This window comes from Kribbella sp. NPDC023972, assembly GCF_040639075.1.
In the GTDB taxonomy this organism is placed as follows: Bacteria; Actinomycetota; Actinomycetes; order Propionibacteriales; family Kribbellaceae; genus Kribbella.
Genome location: NZ_JBEZZH010000004.1, coordinates 338,133 through 351,682, shown reverse-complemented (window position 1 = coordinate 351,682; position 13,550 = coordinate 338,133). Strand labels below are relative to the sequence as shown.

Annotated in this window: 13 protein-coding genes; 9 read left to right on the top strand and 4 right to left on the bottom strand. The window is 68.8% G+C overall.

The annotated features are described in order from the left end of the window. Positions 1-83: 83 nt before the first annotated feature. The 6 genes from AB0F43_RS18795 to AB0F43_RS18770 all read left to right on the top strand — a co-directional run bounded on the left by AB0F43_RS18795 (position 84) and on the right by AB0F43_RS18770 (position 5,325). Positions 84-812, top strand: a complete 729-nt coding sequence (locus tag AB0F43_RS18795) for a GntR family transcriptional regulator (RefSeq protein ID WP_360477823.1) — start codon at positions 84-86, stop codon at positions 810-812. Positions 813-856: 44 nt separating this feature from the next. Then, entirely contained in the window at positions 857-1,531 is a 675-nt protein-coding gene (locus AB0F43_RS18790; RefSeq protein ID WP_360477820.1) for a class I SAM-dependent methyltransferase, read from the top strand. A gap of 129 nt (positions 1,532-1,660) precedes the next feature. After that, the gene (locus AB0F43_RS18785; RefSeq protein ID WP_360477817.1) at positions 1,661-2,314 is read left to right on the top strand and encodes a hypothetical protein; all 654 of its coding nucleotides are present in this window, start codon (positions 1,661-1,663) and stop codon (positions 2,312-2,314) included. A gap of 89 nt (positions 2,315-2,403) precedes the next feature. Beyond that, positions 2,404-3,291, top strand: coding sequence for a BadF/BadG/BcrA/BcrD ATPase family protein (locus AB0F43_RS18780; RefSeq protein ID WP_360477814.1), 888 nt, complete (start codon positions 2,404-2,406; stop codon positions 3,289-3,291). Then, positions 3,288-3,977, top strand: coding sequence for an N-acetylmannosamine-6-phosphate 2-epimerase (locus AB0F43_RS18775; protein WP_360477811.1), 690 nt, complete (start codon positions 3,288-3,290; stop codon positions 3,975-3,977). Before AB0F43_RS18780 ends, AB0F43_RS18775 begins: the two co-directional genes overlap by 4 nt. 103 nt (positions 3,978-4,080) lie before the next feature. Next, positions 4,081-5,325, top strand: coding sequence for a hypothetical protein (locus AB0F43_RS18770; RefSeq protein ID WP_360477809.1), 1,245 nt, complete (start codon positions 4,081-4,083; stop codon positions 5,323-5,325). A gap of 162 nt (positions 5,326-5,487) precedes the next feature. Here the strand turns inward: AB0F43_RS18770 and AB0F43_RS18765 are convergent, their stop codons facing one another. Both AB0F43_RS18765 and AB0F43_RS18760 read right to left on the bottom strand, forming a co-directional pair. After that, positions 5,488-7,551 (bottom strand): YhgE/Pip domain-containing protein, encoded by a 2,064-nt coding sequence (locus AB0F43_RS18765; RefSeq protein WP_360477806.1) that lies wholly within the window; start codon positions 7,549-7,551, stop codon positions 5,488-5,490. Next, positions 7,548-8,246, bottom strand: a complete 699-nt coding sequence (locus tag AB0F43_RS18760) for a hypothetical protein (protein WP_360477803.1) — start codon at positions 8,244-8,246, stop codon at positions 7,548-7,550. Before AB0F43_RS18760 ends, AB0F43_RS18765 begins: the two co-directional genes overlap by 4 nt. A gap of 55 nt (positions 8,247-8,301) precedes the next feature. Here AB0F43_RS18760 and AB0F43_RS18755 point away from each other — a divergent pair, with 55 nt between their 5' ends. Then, positions 8,302-8,904: a TetR/AcrR family transcriptional regulator gene (locus AB0F43_RS18755; RefSeq protein WP_360477800.1), complete on the top strand. Its 603-nt coding sequence runs from the start codon at positions 8,302-8,304 to the stop codon at positions 8,902-8,904. Here AB0F43_RS18755 and AB0F43_RS18750 read toward each other — a convergent pair. Both AB0F43_RS18750 and AB0F43_RS18745 read right to left on the bottom strand, forming a co-directional pair. Further along, on the bottom strand, positions 8,901-10,355 hold the full coding sequence (locus AB0F43_RS18750) for a molybdopterin-dependent oxidoreductase (protein WP_360477797.1): 1,455 nt from the start codon (positions 10,353-10,355) through the stop codon (positions 8,901-8,903). The two genes, AB0F43_RS18755 and AB0F43_RS18750, sit on opposite strands and share 4 nt — an antisense overlap. Positions 10,356-10,623: 268 nt before the next feature. Beyond that, positions 10,624-11,175 (bottom strand): MarR family transcriptional regulator, encoded by a 552-nt coding sequence (locus AB0F43_RS18745; protein WP_360477794.1) that lies wholly within the window; start codon positions 11,173-11,175, stop codon positions 10,624-10,626. A gap of 206 nt (positions 11,176-11,381) precedes the next feature. On the opposite strand from AB0F43_RS18745, the gene AB0F43_RS18740 reads away from it, so the two are divergent. Both AB0F43_RS18740 and AB0F43_RS18735 read left to right on the top strand, forming a co-directional pair. Beyond that, positions 11,382-12,212: a hypothetical protein gene (locus AB0F43_RS18740; protein WP_360477791.1), complete on the top strand. Its 831-nt coding sequence runs from the start codon at positions 11,382-11,384 to the stop codon at positions 12,210-12,212. Then, complete coding sequence (locus AB0F43_RS18735) at positions 12,212-13,531, top strand: hypothetical protein (RefSeq protein WP_360477788.1); 1,320 nt, start codon at positions 12,212-12,214, stop codon at positions 13,529-13,531. The genes AB0F43_RS18740 and AB0F43_RS18735 overlap by 1 nt, the downstream gene beginning before the upstream one ends. Positions 13,532-13,550 lie beyond the last annotated feature (19 nt).

Genomic DNA, 13,550 nt, shown 5'->3' with positions numbered 1-13,550 from the left:
ACCAGGTTCGGTGCCGGGTTCAAGGGTTTCGATCGGAATGGAAGAGCTTTCAGACGGCCCGGCCGGGGTGCTAACCAAGACCAATGCATGGTTCGCTGCCCGGAAAGGCCGCCGAGATCCGGGCGTTGCTGCTCAGCTTGATCGACACCCTGCCCGAGGGTGCGGCGCTGCCGCCGGAGCGGGAGCTGGCCGTTCGCTGGAACGTCGCCCGGATGACGCTGCGCCGAGCCGTCGACGAGCTGGTGATCGAGGAGCTGCTGGTCCGCCGGCACGGCAGCGGTACGTACACGACTCGTCCGAAGGTGGCGAAGTGGCTCGGAATGATCGGGTTCTCCGAGGACGTCCGGCGGCGCGGGATGCGGCCGGGCAGCACGATGATCGAGTTCCGCCGGCACAAGTCCGAGCGGTCCGCGGCCCGGCGGCTCCGGATCCCGGTCGGCGACCCGATCATCACGTTCACCCGGCTCCGCCTCGCCGACGACGTACCGATGGTGGTCGAACGCACCACGCTGCCGGCGGGGTACGTGCCCGGTCTGCAGGCCGATGACCTGGGCGGTTCGCTTTACGAGTTGCTCGACTCGAGGTACGGCATCGACCACGTCAGCGGCACCTCCCGGATCGAGCCCGTGCTGCCCGACGCCAAGACGGCCGGCTGGCTCGACATCCCCACCACCCAGCCCTGCCTGGCCGTCCACGGCATCAGCCTCGACCGCCGCGACCGTGTCTTCGAATACACCTCAGCCCTCTACCGAGGCGACCGCTACGCGTTCACCACCGACCTCCGCACCCTGCCCCGCCGCCCCGGCTTGTGAACCCCTGCCTCCGCTTGGCTAGGGAATAGCTAACATCCGGCACCATGAACGCTTCCCGGATCGAGCAACCGGCCGATCTTGACGTGGTTCGGACCTCCTACGACCGCGTCGCAGACAAGTACGTCGAGATGAACCTCGGCGACATCACGACGTATCCCTGGTTGCGGACGGCGATCGACGGCTTCGCAGCCGCCGTGCACGGTCTTGGCCCGGTTCTCGACGTCGGCTGCGGGCCTGGAGCCGTGACCGCCTACTTGGCTGAGCGCGGCCTCGATGTCTCCGGGGTTGATCTGTCGGCCCGGATGATCGACCACGCCCGGCGGCTGCACCCCAACCAGCGGTTTGCCGTTGCCTCGGCAACCGAGCTGGATCTGGCGGACTCGTCGCTGGGAGGGATTCTCGGCTGGTGGTCACTGTTCAACCTGCCCCGGCACATCCTTCCCCTGGTCCTGAAGTCCTTCGCCCGAGCGTTGGTTCCAGGCGGGCATCTCATCATCGGGACCCACCGAGGCGACGGCGAGATCGAACGTACCGAGGCGTATGGCGGGGTGCCGGTCAGGTGGACCACTCATCTGTGGCAGCCCGACCAGCTCTGGGCCCTGCTGGCTGCGGCGGGCCTCCATCCGGTGGCTGAACTGCGGCTTCCCGAGAGTGTGGCCGGGGTCCCCTCCTTGGTGCTCGTCGCACAGCGCCCGACCACGGAACAGGCGCCAGCCTGACCCTCGAGCGCATCGAACTCTCCGAGACCTTCGACGCAGCCTCCTCCAACTCCTTGCCGAAGGCAAGGAGTTGTTGTTTCGTCACAATGATTACTCTCGGTGGACCACAGGTAACTATCGTGGACCGCCATGGATCTCAGGAGCCCGATCAGCACCGTCATCCCGTCCCTGGACGGTCCTGTGTTGCAGGTGCTCGCGCGCAGTGAACGCGGCCTGTCCGGCCGGCAGATCCACAAACTGGCCGGCACCGGCAGCGTGGCCGGCGTACGCCTGGTTCTGCAGCGGCTCGCGACCACCGGCCTCGTCCACGTCGACGACGTCGGCAACTCGTTGCTCTATCGCCTCAACCGCAAACACCTCGTCGCCCCGGCCGTCGAGTTCCTCGCCGACCTCCGCGGGACCTTGACCAGCAGCCTCGCCGACGAGATCAGCGGCTGGCGGATCCCGCCGGTGCACGCCAGCCTGTACGGCGCGATCGCCCGCGGTGACGGTGACCTCGAGAGCGACGTCGACGTACTACTCATCCGCCCGGACCAGGTCGACCCCGGCGACGTCCGCTGGGAGGACCAGGCCGGCTGCCTGATGCAGTCCGTCGTCGACCTGACCGGCAACCCGGCGCACGTCTTCGAGCTCAGCCGCACCGAGCTCACCGACCACCTCACGAACGAGGACCCGATCCTCAACGACTGGCTCCAGCCGACCATCCCGCTGTACGGCGTCCCGATCCCGGCTCTCCTGGACCGGACACCTGCCGCGCACCGCTCCCGCCTCGCCGTGCGCTGAGCACATTGGTCTACTCGGTCCTTTACCCAGGGGGCCGGGACGACCAGACTTGGCGGCGCCGGGTAGTCGACTCACACGGGATGCGCTGCATGACGAGCATTGCCATCGATGGCGGCCAGTCCGCCCTCAGACTCCGAGTGGTCCCGAGTGGTCGGGTCGGACAGGGGCCTGGATACGTTCACGGGCCTGACAGCCTGAAGTACCTACTCGCGGCTGTCAGGGCGGCCGCCGCGGCGGCTGAGGTGGCTGGGCCGGTGGACGTGGCCGCGCTCGGTCTGACCGGGTTCCCGCCCATGCGTGAGGTCGCCCAGCGGCTTGCCGCGCAGGTCGCCGAGCTGCTCGACGCCGACGAGGTCCGGCTGACGCAGGACGTGGTGACTGCGCACGCCGGCGCTCTGGCCGACGGGTACGGCGTAGTGGTGGCGGCTGGCACCGGACTGGTCTGTCTCGCCGTGGACCGCGACGGCTCCTGGCACAAGGTCGACGGGCACGGGTACCTGTTCGGGGACGCCGGTAGCGCGTTCGCGATCGGTCGCGCCGGGCTGGTCGCCGTACAGCGGGCTCGGGACGGTCGTGGGCCGGCGACCAAGCTCGCGGAAACCACATTGGAGCCAGTCACGCTCTACAGGTCGGCCACGCTGGTGGACGACGTCGCCCGATTCGCTCCCGAGGTACTGCGCTGTGCCGCCGAAGGGGACCCGGTCGCGGCGAGCCTCGTCGTACAGGCCGGACAGGACATTGCTGAGACGATCGGTGCGGCGGTCGCAACGCTTGCCGGTCAGAGTGCCGTCCCAGTGGCCTGTGTAGGTGGCCTGTTCGCCGGTGCGGGCGAGCAGCTACTCGGTCCGGTCCGCGCAGCCCTCCCACCCAGAGCGGAGCTCGTCCCGCCCGCCGGGACCTCGCTCGACGGTGCCGAGCGCTTGGCAACCAGTCCACTTGGTCCCTACGCCGACCTGATCGTCACCCACCGCCCGTGACGTCACTGTCGCCGGACAGCTTGGTGGTCTCGTGCCAGTCGATACCGGGTGACCCGTTCGACTCCGCTGAGCTGATGGCCTTGATGGCGCGAGCCGCCGAGTTGGGTGGAGCGGGGGGGATCCGCGCCAACGGACCCGAGCACCTCACCGCCATCCGGGCAGTGACGGCACTGCCGATCATCGGCATCCACAAGGTCGGCGATCCGTCGGGGGTGTTCATCACCCCGACCTTCGAGTCCGCGGCCGCCGTCGCCGCGGCCGGCGCCGACCTGATCGCGCTGGACGGCACGCTCCGGCCACGCCCTGATGGTCGGCCACTTCGGTACCAGATAGACCGGATCCACGCGGAGCTCGGTGTACCCGTCGTGGCCGACGTGGACACCTTGGCGGCGGGCGTCGCCGCCCGCGAGGCCGGTGCCGACTTCGTCGCGACCACACTGTCCGGCTACACCGACGGCAGTACTCCGACGGGACCCGATGTGGACCTGGTTCGCCGACTCGCCACCGCGGTGGATTGCCCGGTTGTCGCCGAGGGCAGGATCAGGACACCCCACGACGTTCGCGCGGTCTGCGACGCCGGTGCCTACGCCGTCGTCGTCGGCTCCGCAATCACCAACCCGACGGACATCACCACCCACCTGGCGAGCGCGCTGCCACCGAAGTGGTCTACTCGATCTCGCCCGTGACCGCTCGACCCTGGAGACGTCCCTCGATTCCGCCGGCGCCGGCGGGATATCTTGACTGGACCGGAAAGTTTTCACCGGCACGACCGTTGGAGCGTGTAAGTAAGTGAGCAGACTCCTCCTGGCCGCGACCTCGCTCGACGTGACGCCACCACCCGGCCACCGGCTGGACGGCTACGCCGCCCGAACCGCCCCCGCGACCGGAACCGCCGACCCACTCCGCGCCACCCTGATCTGGCTCAGTACCGCGGACGACCCCGGCGTGCTCTGGCTGACCCTCGACGCGATTGCCGTCGGCAAGGACCTCGTCGCCGGACTGGCCTCGGCGGCCGGGTCCGCGGCCGGCATCGAGCCCTCGCGGGTGGTGGTGTCGGCATCGCACACCCACTCCGGGCCGGCGGGGTGGACCGGTGAGATCCACCCGGTGATCCCAGCCGAGCGCGAACCTGCTCTGTACGAGCCATTGATCGCCACGGTCGCCAACGCCTCGCTGCCGCGCCGGCCGGTGACGGCGTCGTGGCGTTCGATCGAGGTGATCGGCGTCGGTGCCAACCGGCACCGCAAGAACGGGCCGCACGACAACACGGCCGGGATCCTCGCGCTGCACTCACTGGATGGATCGCTGGAGGCGCTGTTGCTCGACTTCGCCTGCCACCCGACGACGTACGGCCCAGAGAACCTGCAGTGGTCCGCCGACTGGCCGGGAGCCGCCCGGGCCGCATTGGCGCCCGCAGTGGTGGGTTACCTCCAGGGCGCGGCTGGTGATGTCAGCCCCCGGTTCACCCGCCAGGGTCGCGGTGCCGCGGAGGTCGCCCGGTTGGGCGGTCTGTTCGCCGGTCGAGTCCGTGAGGCGCTGGCCGGTCCTGGACTGGAGCTACCGCAGTCAGCACCGGCCATCCGCCGTACGACGATCAACCTCCCGGTCCGGCACCTGCCAGCGGCCGAGGAGGCGGCGGTCACCGTCGCGGCCGCGGAGAGCGCGGTCCACAGCGGCGCCGACCATCCGGCGATGCGGATCGCGCAGACCCGGCTGGACGGGGCACGGGGTCAAATGCTGATGGCGGCGGCCTCGTTGCCTGAGACGCTGGAGCTGCCGATCAGTGTGGTGACCCTGGGCGACGTGTGCTGGGTCAACCTGCCGGTCGAGCTGTTCGCCCTGCACGGCTCCTGCCTGCAAGCGGACAGCACCCACCCGATCACCCGGGTGATCGGCTACACGGACGGGTACTACGGCTACATCGTCGACCCCTCCGCCGCCGAGTCCGGCGCCTACGAAGCCCTCATCACCTATTTCGACCAACCCACGACCAACCACCTCCTCACGGAGACCGCGGCCTTCATGAACGCCTAGGCGGTGTCTGACGGTTCCCCGCCTACTGCGCGGCACTCGGCACGGCATCTCGCCGCACTGGAGCAAAGGTCACGATGGAACCACATCGAGACCTTCGCTCCAGCACGCCGAGCTACCGCGCCGAGCACCTGCTCGCTACGGCGCTGAACCGTCAGACACCGCCTAGAGCGCCAATTCCGGCTGGAGCTTCTTGGCCGGCCAGACCCGCTGGCTGCGGGCGGCCAGGGTGGAGGCAGCCAGGGCGGCGAGGAACCAGATGGCGAGGACCAGGAGGTCGCGGCCAAGTGATGCGCCCGGTCCGCCGTACATGAGGTGGCGCACGCCGTCGATCGCGTAGCTCATCGGGAGTGCGTGGTGGAAGATGTACAGCGGCTCGGGGATCGTCTGCCACGGGAAGGTGCCGCCCGCGCTGACCAGCTGGATCACCATCAGCACCAGTCCGAGGAACTTGCCGACGGCACCGAGCCACGCGGACAGCGCGTGCAGGATCGCGACGAACGTGAACGACGTCAGGATCAGGAAGCCGACGGTCAGCCACGGGTGCGCGGTGTCGATGCCGAGCCCGAGCGTCACCGCGGTGAACACCAGCGTCGCCTGGATCGCACCGAAGAGGGCCGGTGGCAACCAACCGCCGAGCGCGACCCGGAACGGGGACTGCAACGCGGCCAGCGCGCGTGGTGACAGCGGACGGACCAGCAGGAACAGGACGTACGCCCCGATCCAGCAGGCCAGGCAGAGGAAGAACGGCGCCAGACCGGCACCATAGCTGTCGGCCGTGGCCTGCGAGACGTTCTGCAGGGTGACAGGTGCGCCAAGGGTCTCGGCGACCGCCTTGCGCTGCTCGGCGGACGGATTGGGGATCTGCTTGACGCCCTTGGCCAGTCCGGTGTTCAACTGGGTCGCACCGGTCTTCAGCTGGGTGACTCCGGTGAACAGGCTGTTCACACCGGTGAGCAGCTGTCCCTGCCCCGCGACTGCCTGCTTCTCACCAGCCGCGAGTTGCTGAGCGCCGGTCTGCAGGCTGGTGAGACCGGTCTCGAGTTGCGCGGCACCAGTGTCCAGCTGGTGCGCGCCGCTGGCCGCCGTACTGATGCCACTCGTCAGCGCAGGGGTCGCCTTGGCCAGTGCGGCCGCGCCGTTGGAGACCTTGCGGGCACCGGTGGCGAGCTGGTTGAGCTGCTTGGACGTCGACTGAACCTTCGTGTTCGCGCGTACGACGGGCGCCCGCAGCTCGGCCGTCTCGGTGAGCACCTGGTTGATCTGCGACTGGGTGAACCCCCGTGCCTTGAGTCGCGCGGCCAGACCGGCATCGAGCGTGCTCAGGTCCTTGACCAGCGTGCTGGACGCGGTCGCGACCTGCCGACCGGCGGCGGCGACCTTCTCGTTGCCGTCAGCCACTTGATCGGCACCGGTGGCCAGGGACTTGGTCTGCTTGGGAAGCGTTGCTGTCTTCCGCTGGAGGGTGCTCAGGCCGTTGTCGAGCTTGTTGGCGCCGTCCGCGAGTTCCGTCGCGCCTTGGGAGGCCTCAGTCGCACCGGTCGCCAGTTTGGTCGCACCGGCGGAAAGCTGCTTCTGGGCGGTGTTGAGCTGAGTCGCGCCGGTCTGGAGCTTGGCGGCGCCCGTAGCCGCGCTGGTGAGTCCGGTCTGCAACTGCGCCGCACCGGTCGCCGCCTGGCTGACCTGTGTGTGGATCGTGCTGTAGCCGGCCAGTAGTTTGCTCGCCGCGGTCTCACTCACCTGCGACGCGACAGTCTTGGTCACCTGGGCAACGGCCTGGTTGGCGATGGTGTGCGCGATGTAGTTGTTGGCGTCGTTGGTGAGCAGTTCGAGATTCGCCTGCCTCGGCGTGAACTCGGCGCTCGACGCGAGGTCAGCGGAGAACGACTTCGGCAGCACGAGGGCGAACTCGTACTTGCCGTCCGACACTCCAGCGGTCGCGGCCGCCCGGTCGACCTGATGCCAGTCGAAGCTCTTCGACTTCACCAGTTCGTCGGCCACCTGCGGCCCGACGTCCAGCTTCTCGCCGGTGGAGAGCGTCGTACCCTCGTCTTCCACCACGACCGCGGTGGGCACCTTGTCGAGGCGGTCGTAGGGGTCGTGGTTCGCGTAGAGGTACAGACCGCCGTACAGCAACGGCACCAGCAGCAAGGCGATCACCGCGAGCTTCGGCAACCGCCCAGCGGTCAACCGTCGCAGCTCACTCAACGCCATCCGTACCGCGGTCACGCCTGGGTCTCCTTTACAAGGTCAAGTGTCTCGATCGGGGTGATTGGCTCGACTGGTGCGACCTGCACCGGGTTCGGCTGGTCACTTGAGCCCAGGTGGGCCGCCGGCACGCCGAGCAGCCTTGCCGACGCGTCCGCGCAGGTGATGATCGCGCCGTACCCACGGGACGCCAGGTCGCGGCCGACGGCGTACCACTCGTGTGGATCGCCGCCGTGCCGATCCGGCATCGTCAGGATGACCACCTTGACGTCAGGCCTCGCCACCGTAAGCTCAGCGAGCAGTCTGGTCCGTGCTGCGACCGGCAGGTGCTCGAACCGCTTGTCGGCATGCTCAGCGGCCTCATGCTCGTCCAGCCACTCCAGCACCGCCTTGCGACCAGCCTTACGCCCGGCAATGGCCAACTCCTCGCCGACGACCGTCTGAACCAGCAGTGCATCTTCCGGCTCGGTGATGCCGGGTGTGTCGACCACGGCGACCTGTCGGCGGAGCAGAGCGGCATCCGCCTTCCCGTCCAGCCGCACCTGACCTGTGTCGGGGCGGAGACGACCGGACAGACCGAGCGAAGCCGCTACGTGGCCCGGCCCTGGATAGCCCGCCAGCAGCACCAGTTGGTGATCAGCGACCTTCACCGACGTGGTGTCCAGCATCTGCGCGTGTGGTCCGCGCACGCTGATCCCGGTGGCCTCGAGCTCCATCCCAATCCCCGTTCGATACGGTTGTGTATTCAATACGGAACTGTATCCTACTGCCATGGAACCACCCAAACGCCGCCGCACCAACACCCGGGCCCGACTGCTCGACGGCGCCCTCGAGGTCTTCGCCGAGCGAGGTTTCCACGGGGCCTCGGTGGAGGACATCTGCGACCGCGCCGGGTTCACCCGCGGCGCGTTCTACTCCAACTTCGCCTCCAAGGACGAGTTGGTGATCGCGCTGTTCCAGGCGACCACCGATCGCCTGATCGAGCAGATCAGCGCGCTCCTGCCCGAGTTGGCGGACCAGCCGGTCACGCTGCTCGACGCCGTACTCGGGTTGCTCGACGAGGCCGCGCCGGACCAGCGGCGGTGGCATCTGATCTCCACCGAGTTCACCCTGCACGCGCTCCGCAATCCGGAGGCCGCGCGGGCGCTGAACAAGCAACGGGAGATGTTCCGGTCCCGGCTGACGCAGTTGGTCGAGGAGATCTCCCGGACCAGCGGGCTGGAGTTCAGCGTGCCGCCCGAGCAGTTCGTCCGGTTGGTGATCGCCCTGCACGAAGGCGCCCGCTCACAGAGTCTGCTGGAGCCCCGAAAGGTCCCGGCCGGCTCGCTCGAGCACACCTTCCTGCCGATGGTCCTCCAGGCCGTGACCCGTTAGCCGACCTTCACGTCCACCGTGTGCAGTCCGGTCGAGCCGTTCGGGGCCGGCGGTGCGGACGCTTCGATCTGCGGGTTGCCCTTTGCGTCGAACGCCCGTACCTGCAAGACGTGGTTGCCCTGCGGCGCGTCCCAGGTCCAGTGCCACTGCCGCCAGGTGTCGATCGACGCGTCCGCCGCCAGCGTGGCCTGTTGCCAAGGGCCACCATCGACACGCACCTCGACCTTCGAGACCCCGACATGCTGGTCCCACGCGACCCCGGCCACGGTCACCTGACCCGGTGCCGCCTTCGACCGCGGTACGTCGATCCGCGACGACAACTTGATCGGCCCCCGCTCCGACCACCCGCGCGGCGTCCAGTACGCCTCGAACTGGTCGAACCGGGTCACCTCGATCTCCGTCAGCCACTTGGTCGCCGACACATACCCGTACAGCCCGGGTACGACGATCCGCACCGGGAAGCCGTGCTCGACCGGCAACGGCTGGCCGTTCATCGCGAACGCGAGCAACGCCTGACGGTCGTCGAGCAGCGTGCTGAGCGGCGTACCGGCGGTGAAACCGTCCTGCGACGTCGACTTGATCGCGTCGGCGTCCTTGGCCGGCCCGGCCTCCTGGAGCAGGTCCTTGAGCAGTACGCCGGACCACAACGCGTTGCCGATCAGGTCGCCGCCGACCTCGTTGCTGACGCAGGTGAGCGTGACCCACTTGTGCAGGACTTGGCGCTTGAGGAGATCGTCGAAGGTCAGTTCGAGCTCGCGGTCGACCATGCCGTGGACGCGCAGCTTCCAGTCCGACGGCAGGATCTGCGGCACCGAGAGAGCGGTGTCGATGCGGTAGAAGTCCGCGTTCGACGTCACCCAGGACGTCGCGCCGTCGGCCTGCACCCCAGCCGGTGGATCGAGCGTCGGCGGTTTCGGCAGGCTGATGGCCTCCCGGGCTTCGGCGACGGCGGCGCGGTTGCCGCCGACGACTCGTCCGAGTGCGCCGATCGCGGCGGAGCCGATCGCGACTCCGGCCGACAACTGGAGGAAGCCTCGGCGGCTGACACCGTCGTCGGGGGAGTCGAGGAGCGGCTCCAGTCGGCGGGAGAACAGCCGGAGGATGAACAACGCTGTGATCCCGGCGACGGCCGACGGTACGAAACCGGTCTGCCCGCTGTCCGGTCTGGTCGCGGCGGCGACGACTGCCAGCCCGGCCAGTACGACGGTGACGAGTGCTCCGGCCCGGTAGCGCCGTACGGCGAGAACGCCACCGAACGCGGCGAGGACCAGCAGGACGACCAGGATCCCGACCCGGAGCGCGGTCTTGTCATTCGTCCCGAACCAGGCGATCGCCAGATCCTTCAGCCACGGCGGCACCCGATCGATGAACGCCGACCCGATCGCCACCACCGGCGTCTGCCGAGTCCCCAGCAATCCCGCGGCCACACCCCCGACCGCCAACCCGGCCACGGCGGACAGCACCCCACCCACGGCCCCGCGCCACAACGTCGCGTCCCGCCGCCCGCGGTCACCCCCACTTGCGCCCGTGCCACCCCCGCCTCGGCCTGCGTCAGACCGAGCGCGGCCGGCTTCGTCGTCTTCTCGGCCGCGCGCGGCTGGTGGCGCCTGATCGGGTTGGTTCACGTCTCAACGATTACGCGGCGGGGCGCTCGACACCAGCCGGGCGCCCCATCCGTTAGTCGCGGGTAATGCGGTGTGTTCAGTTCTCGGGAAGGTTTCAGATCCGTTCGGGTGTGATCGGGCCCAGGTTCGGCCGGCCGTTCGGCCACCGGCGGGCGTTGTCGCGGACCCGGCGAAGCTTGCCGAGCACGACGTCCCGCTCGTCGGCCAGTTGCGACATCCACAGGCTGTCGATCTCCAGGAGGTGGTCCGGCAGTGCTTCACGCAGCCGCCGCTTCCCCTCCTCGGTGAGTACCGCGAACGAACCGCGGGCATCGTCGGGACAGGGCTCCCGGCGTACCAGACCGAGGTTCTCGGCGCGGTCGACCAGTCGGGTGATGCCGCCGGTGGTGACGGTCAACTCCCGGGCGAGGGACGTAAGACGCTGTTTCTCACCGTGGCTACGGGCCAGCCGCAGCAGCAGTTCGAACATTGCCATTTGCAGACCACTGCGCTTGAGGGAATGGCGCATCAGGTGATCGAGCTCGGCTGCTGCTTCGCGCAGCAGGCCGTACGCGGTGATCACGTCGCTTTCCCAGGGTTCGGCGGCACGAGTGGGTTCTGCATCGGCGAGCGCTAGGGGCGAGCAAAGCGATGGCGCGATGGTCATGCGGGGACTCTATTAGCTGACTAGGTCACTTCGCTACACGGGGTGACCTTTCGGCTACAGATCGATCCGCAATCGCAAACACCCCGAGCGTAACCGGACCTTCCTGAGGCGGCCCGGGTGGGGCCTGTGGATAACTTCCGCGGCCGCCGGGCGATCTTTGCCAGCCTTGTTCCGTGAGGTTTTCAGCCGGCGAATCGGGGAGCGCGATGAATGAGAACGACGACCAGTCACCCTACGGCCGCGGTTTCATCGCCGCGTCCATCATCATCGCCGCGGTCCTCCTGTGCGGCGCCGTCCTCCTGATCGCCGGCCTGACCTCCGGTACGCCGCAAGCCGCCGGCGAACCGGTCCAGTCCACCTCTGGTGATGGTGTCGGCAACTCCCCAGCGGTCCAGTCAGCGGACGGCTCGACCGGCCAGCCTGCGACGCCGGCCGGCGAGGCCCGTCCTGGCTCGACCGGCGACCCGGGCGCCGGTTCCGGCTCGGCCCGTAGCAACAGTGCCAGTTGCTCCCTCCCCGCCGGCGACCAGACCATCCCCATCAAGCCGCCGTCCGTCGACGGCTGGGATGTCAGCCGCAGAGTCGTCGTACCGCGCTCGGCTTCGATCGGCCCGGCGAAGACCGACCCCGACGGCTTCCGGCGGTGCTTCGCACAGTCCCCCACCGGTGCCGTCTTCGCCGCCTACAACGTCGTCGCCGCCCTGGCCGACCAGCGCCAGGCCATCCCCACCGTCCAGAAGCTCATGCTCCCGGGCCCCGACACCCAGGCGCTGATCCGCGAACTGCGCGCGGAAGAGCCGTCCACCGACTCGGACGCCACGCAGTTGGCCGGCTACCGAGTTCTCGACGCCAACCAGGACCGCGCCACGATCATGCTCGCGCTCCCCGTCGAGTCGGCGTACATGAGCATCACTCTCACCCTCGTCTGGCACGACAACGACTGGCGCCTCCAACCACCTCCACCCGGTGAACCGGTCGGCAGCCCGTTCGCCCAGCACCGTGACCTGACCGACTTCGTGACCTGGAGCGGTGTCTGATGTGCAACAAGGTGGACATCAAATGCCACGTCAGGGAGAGCTTCCTGTCGCTCGCGTCCTCCGGTCTCGACCAGGTGCGCACGGACGCGAACGCTGCGGCCCTGGACAGCCTGCACTCGCTGGCGACGTTCTGGCTCAAGGTCGACAGTCCGACCATCGCCACCGAGAACGGTGAGGACTGGACGAACACCGCGCCGGTCGGATTCATGCAGGACAAGGTGCTCGCGGTCTCCGCCGCGATCTTCACTGTCGCCATCCTGATCGCCGCGATCCGGATGGCCTGGGAGCAGCGCGCCAAGCCGCTCCAGGAGTTGCTCAAGGCAACCATACTGTTCGTCGTGGTCTGCGGCGCGGGTACGGCGGTGCTGCAGGTGCTGACCTCCTGGTCGGACATGTTCGCCGTCGACGTGGTGACCAAGGCGTCCGGCGGATCGGTCCAGACGGCGCTCACCGAGCTGGTGCAACAGGGCGGCGGGATCGGTGATTCACTCGCTCGGGACGTGCCGATCCTCCTCGCCCTCAGCATCAGCCTGACGGTGGTCTGCGCGTCGCTCATCCAGGTCGTCCTGATGCTCATCCGCTCGGCGATGCTGGTCCTGCTCGCCGGTACGTTCCCGCTCGCCGCCGCGGCCACCAACACCGAGGCCGGCAGAGCCTGGTTCAAGAAGTACTGCGCCTGGACGCTCGCATTCATCGCCTACAAGCCTGCCGCGGCGCTCGTCTACGCGGCGGCGATCACGATGAACCGCGAGAGCATGCTCGGGTCCGACAACAACCTCGTCCAGGCCATGACGGGGATCATGATGCTGATGCTCGCCATCTTCGCGCTGCCGGCCTTGCTGCGCCTCGCCGTACCGGTGACCGCGGCCGTCGCCGGTGGAAGCGCCGGAATGGGAAGCTCGGTCGCCGACCCCGGCGGCCTCGCGACGGGCGCCATCAACGTCGGCCGCTCAACGTTCGGCGGCCGCTCGTCAGCCGGCGGTGGATCGTCGGGCGGCGGATCGTCCGGCGGCGGTGGATCGTCCGGCGGTGCGGGAGCGACCGGAGCCCGGGCAGTCGGCGCCGCGGCCAGCGTGGGCCTGGGCGCCGCCGGCCTAGCTGTCAACGGAGCCCGCAAGGCGGCAGGTGGCCTGGCCGGCGCCGCCGCCCACTCGGCCGGCGAATCAGCCGGCGGCTCCATCACCCCAACGTCGTCCTTCGGCCCAATGTCCCGCGGTGCCTCGCGCACCCATCCACCCCGACCAAGCCCCCCGTCGACCACTACCTCCGCCGGCCAGGAACGCCTCCCAGAACCAGCCGGCCCAAGTGGCAACTGGTAGGCCGCCGAGTGAACGCGGG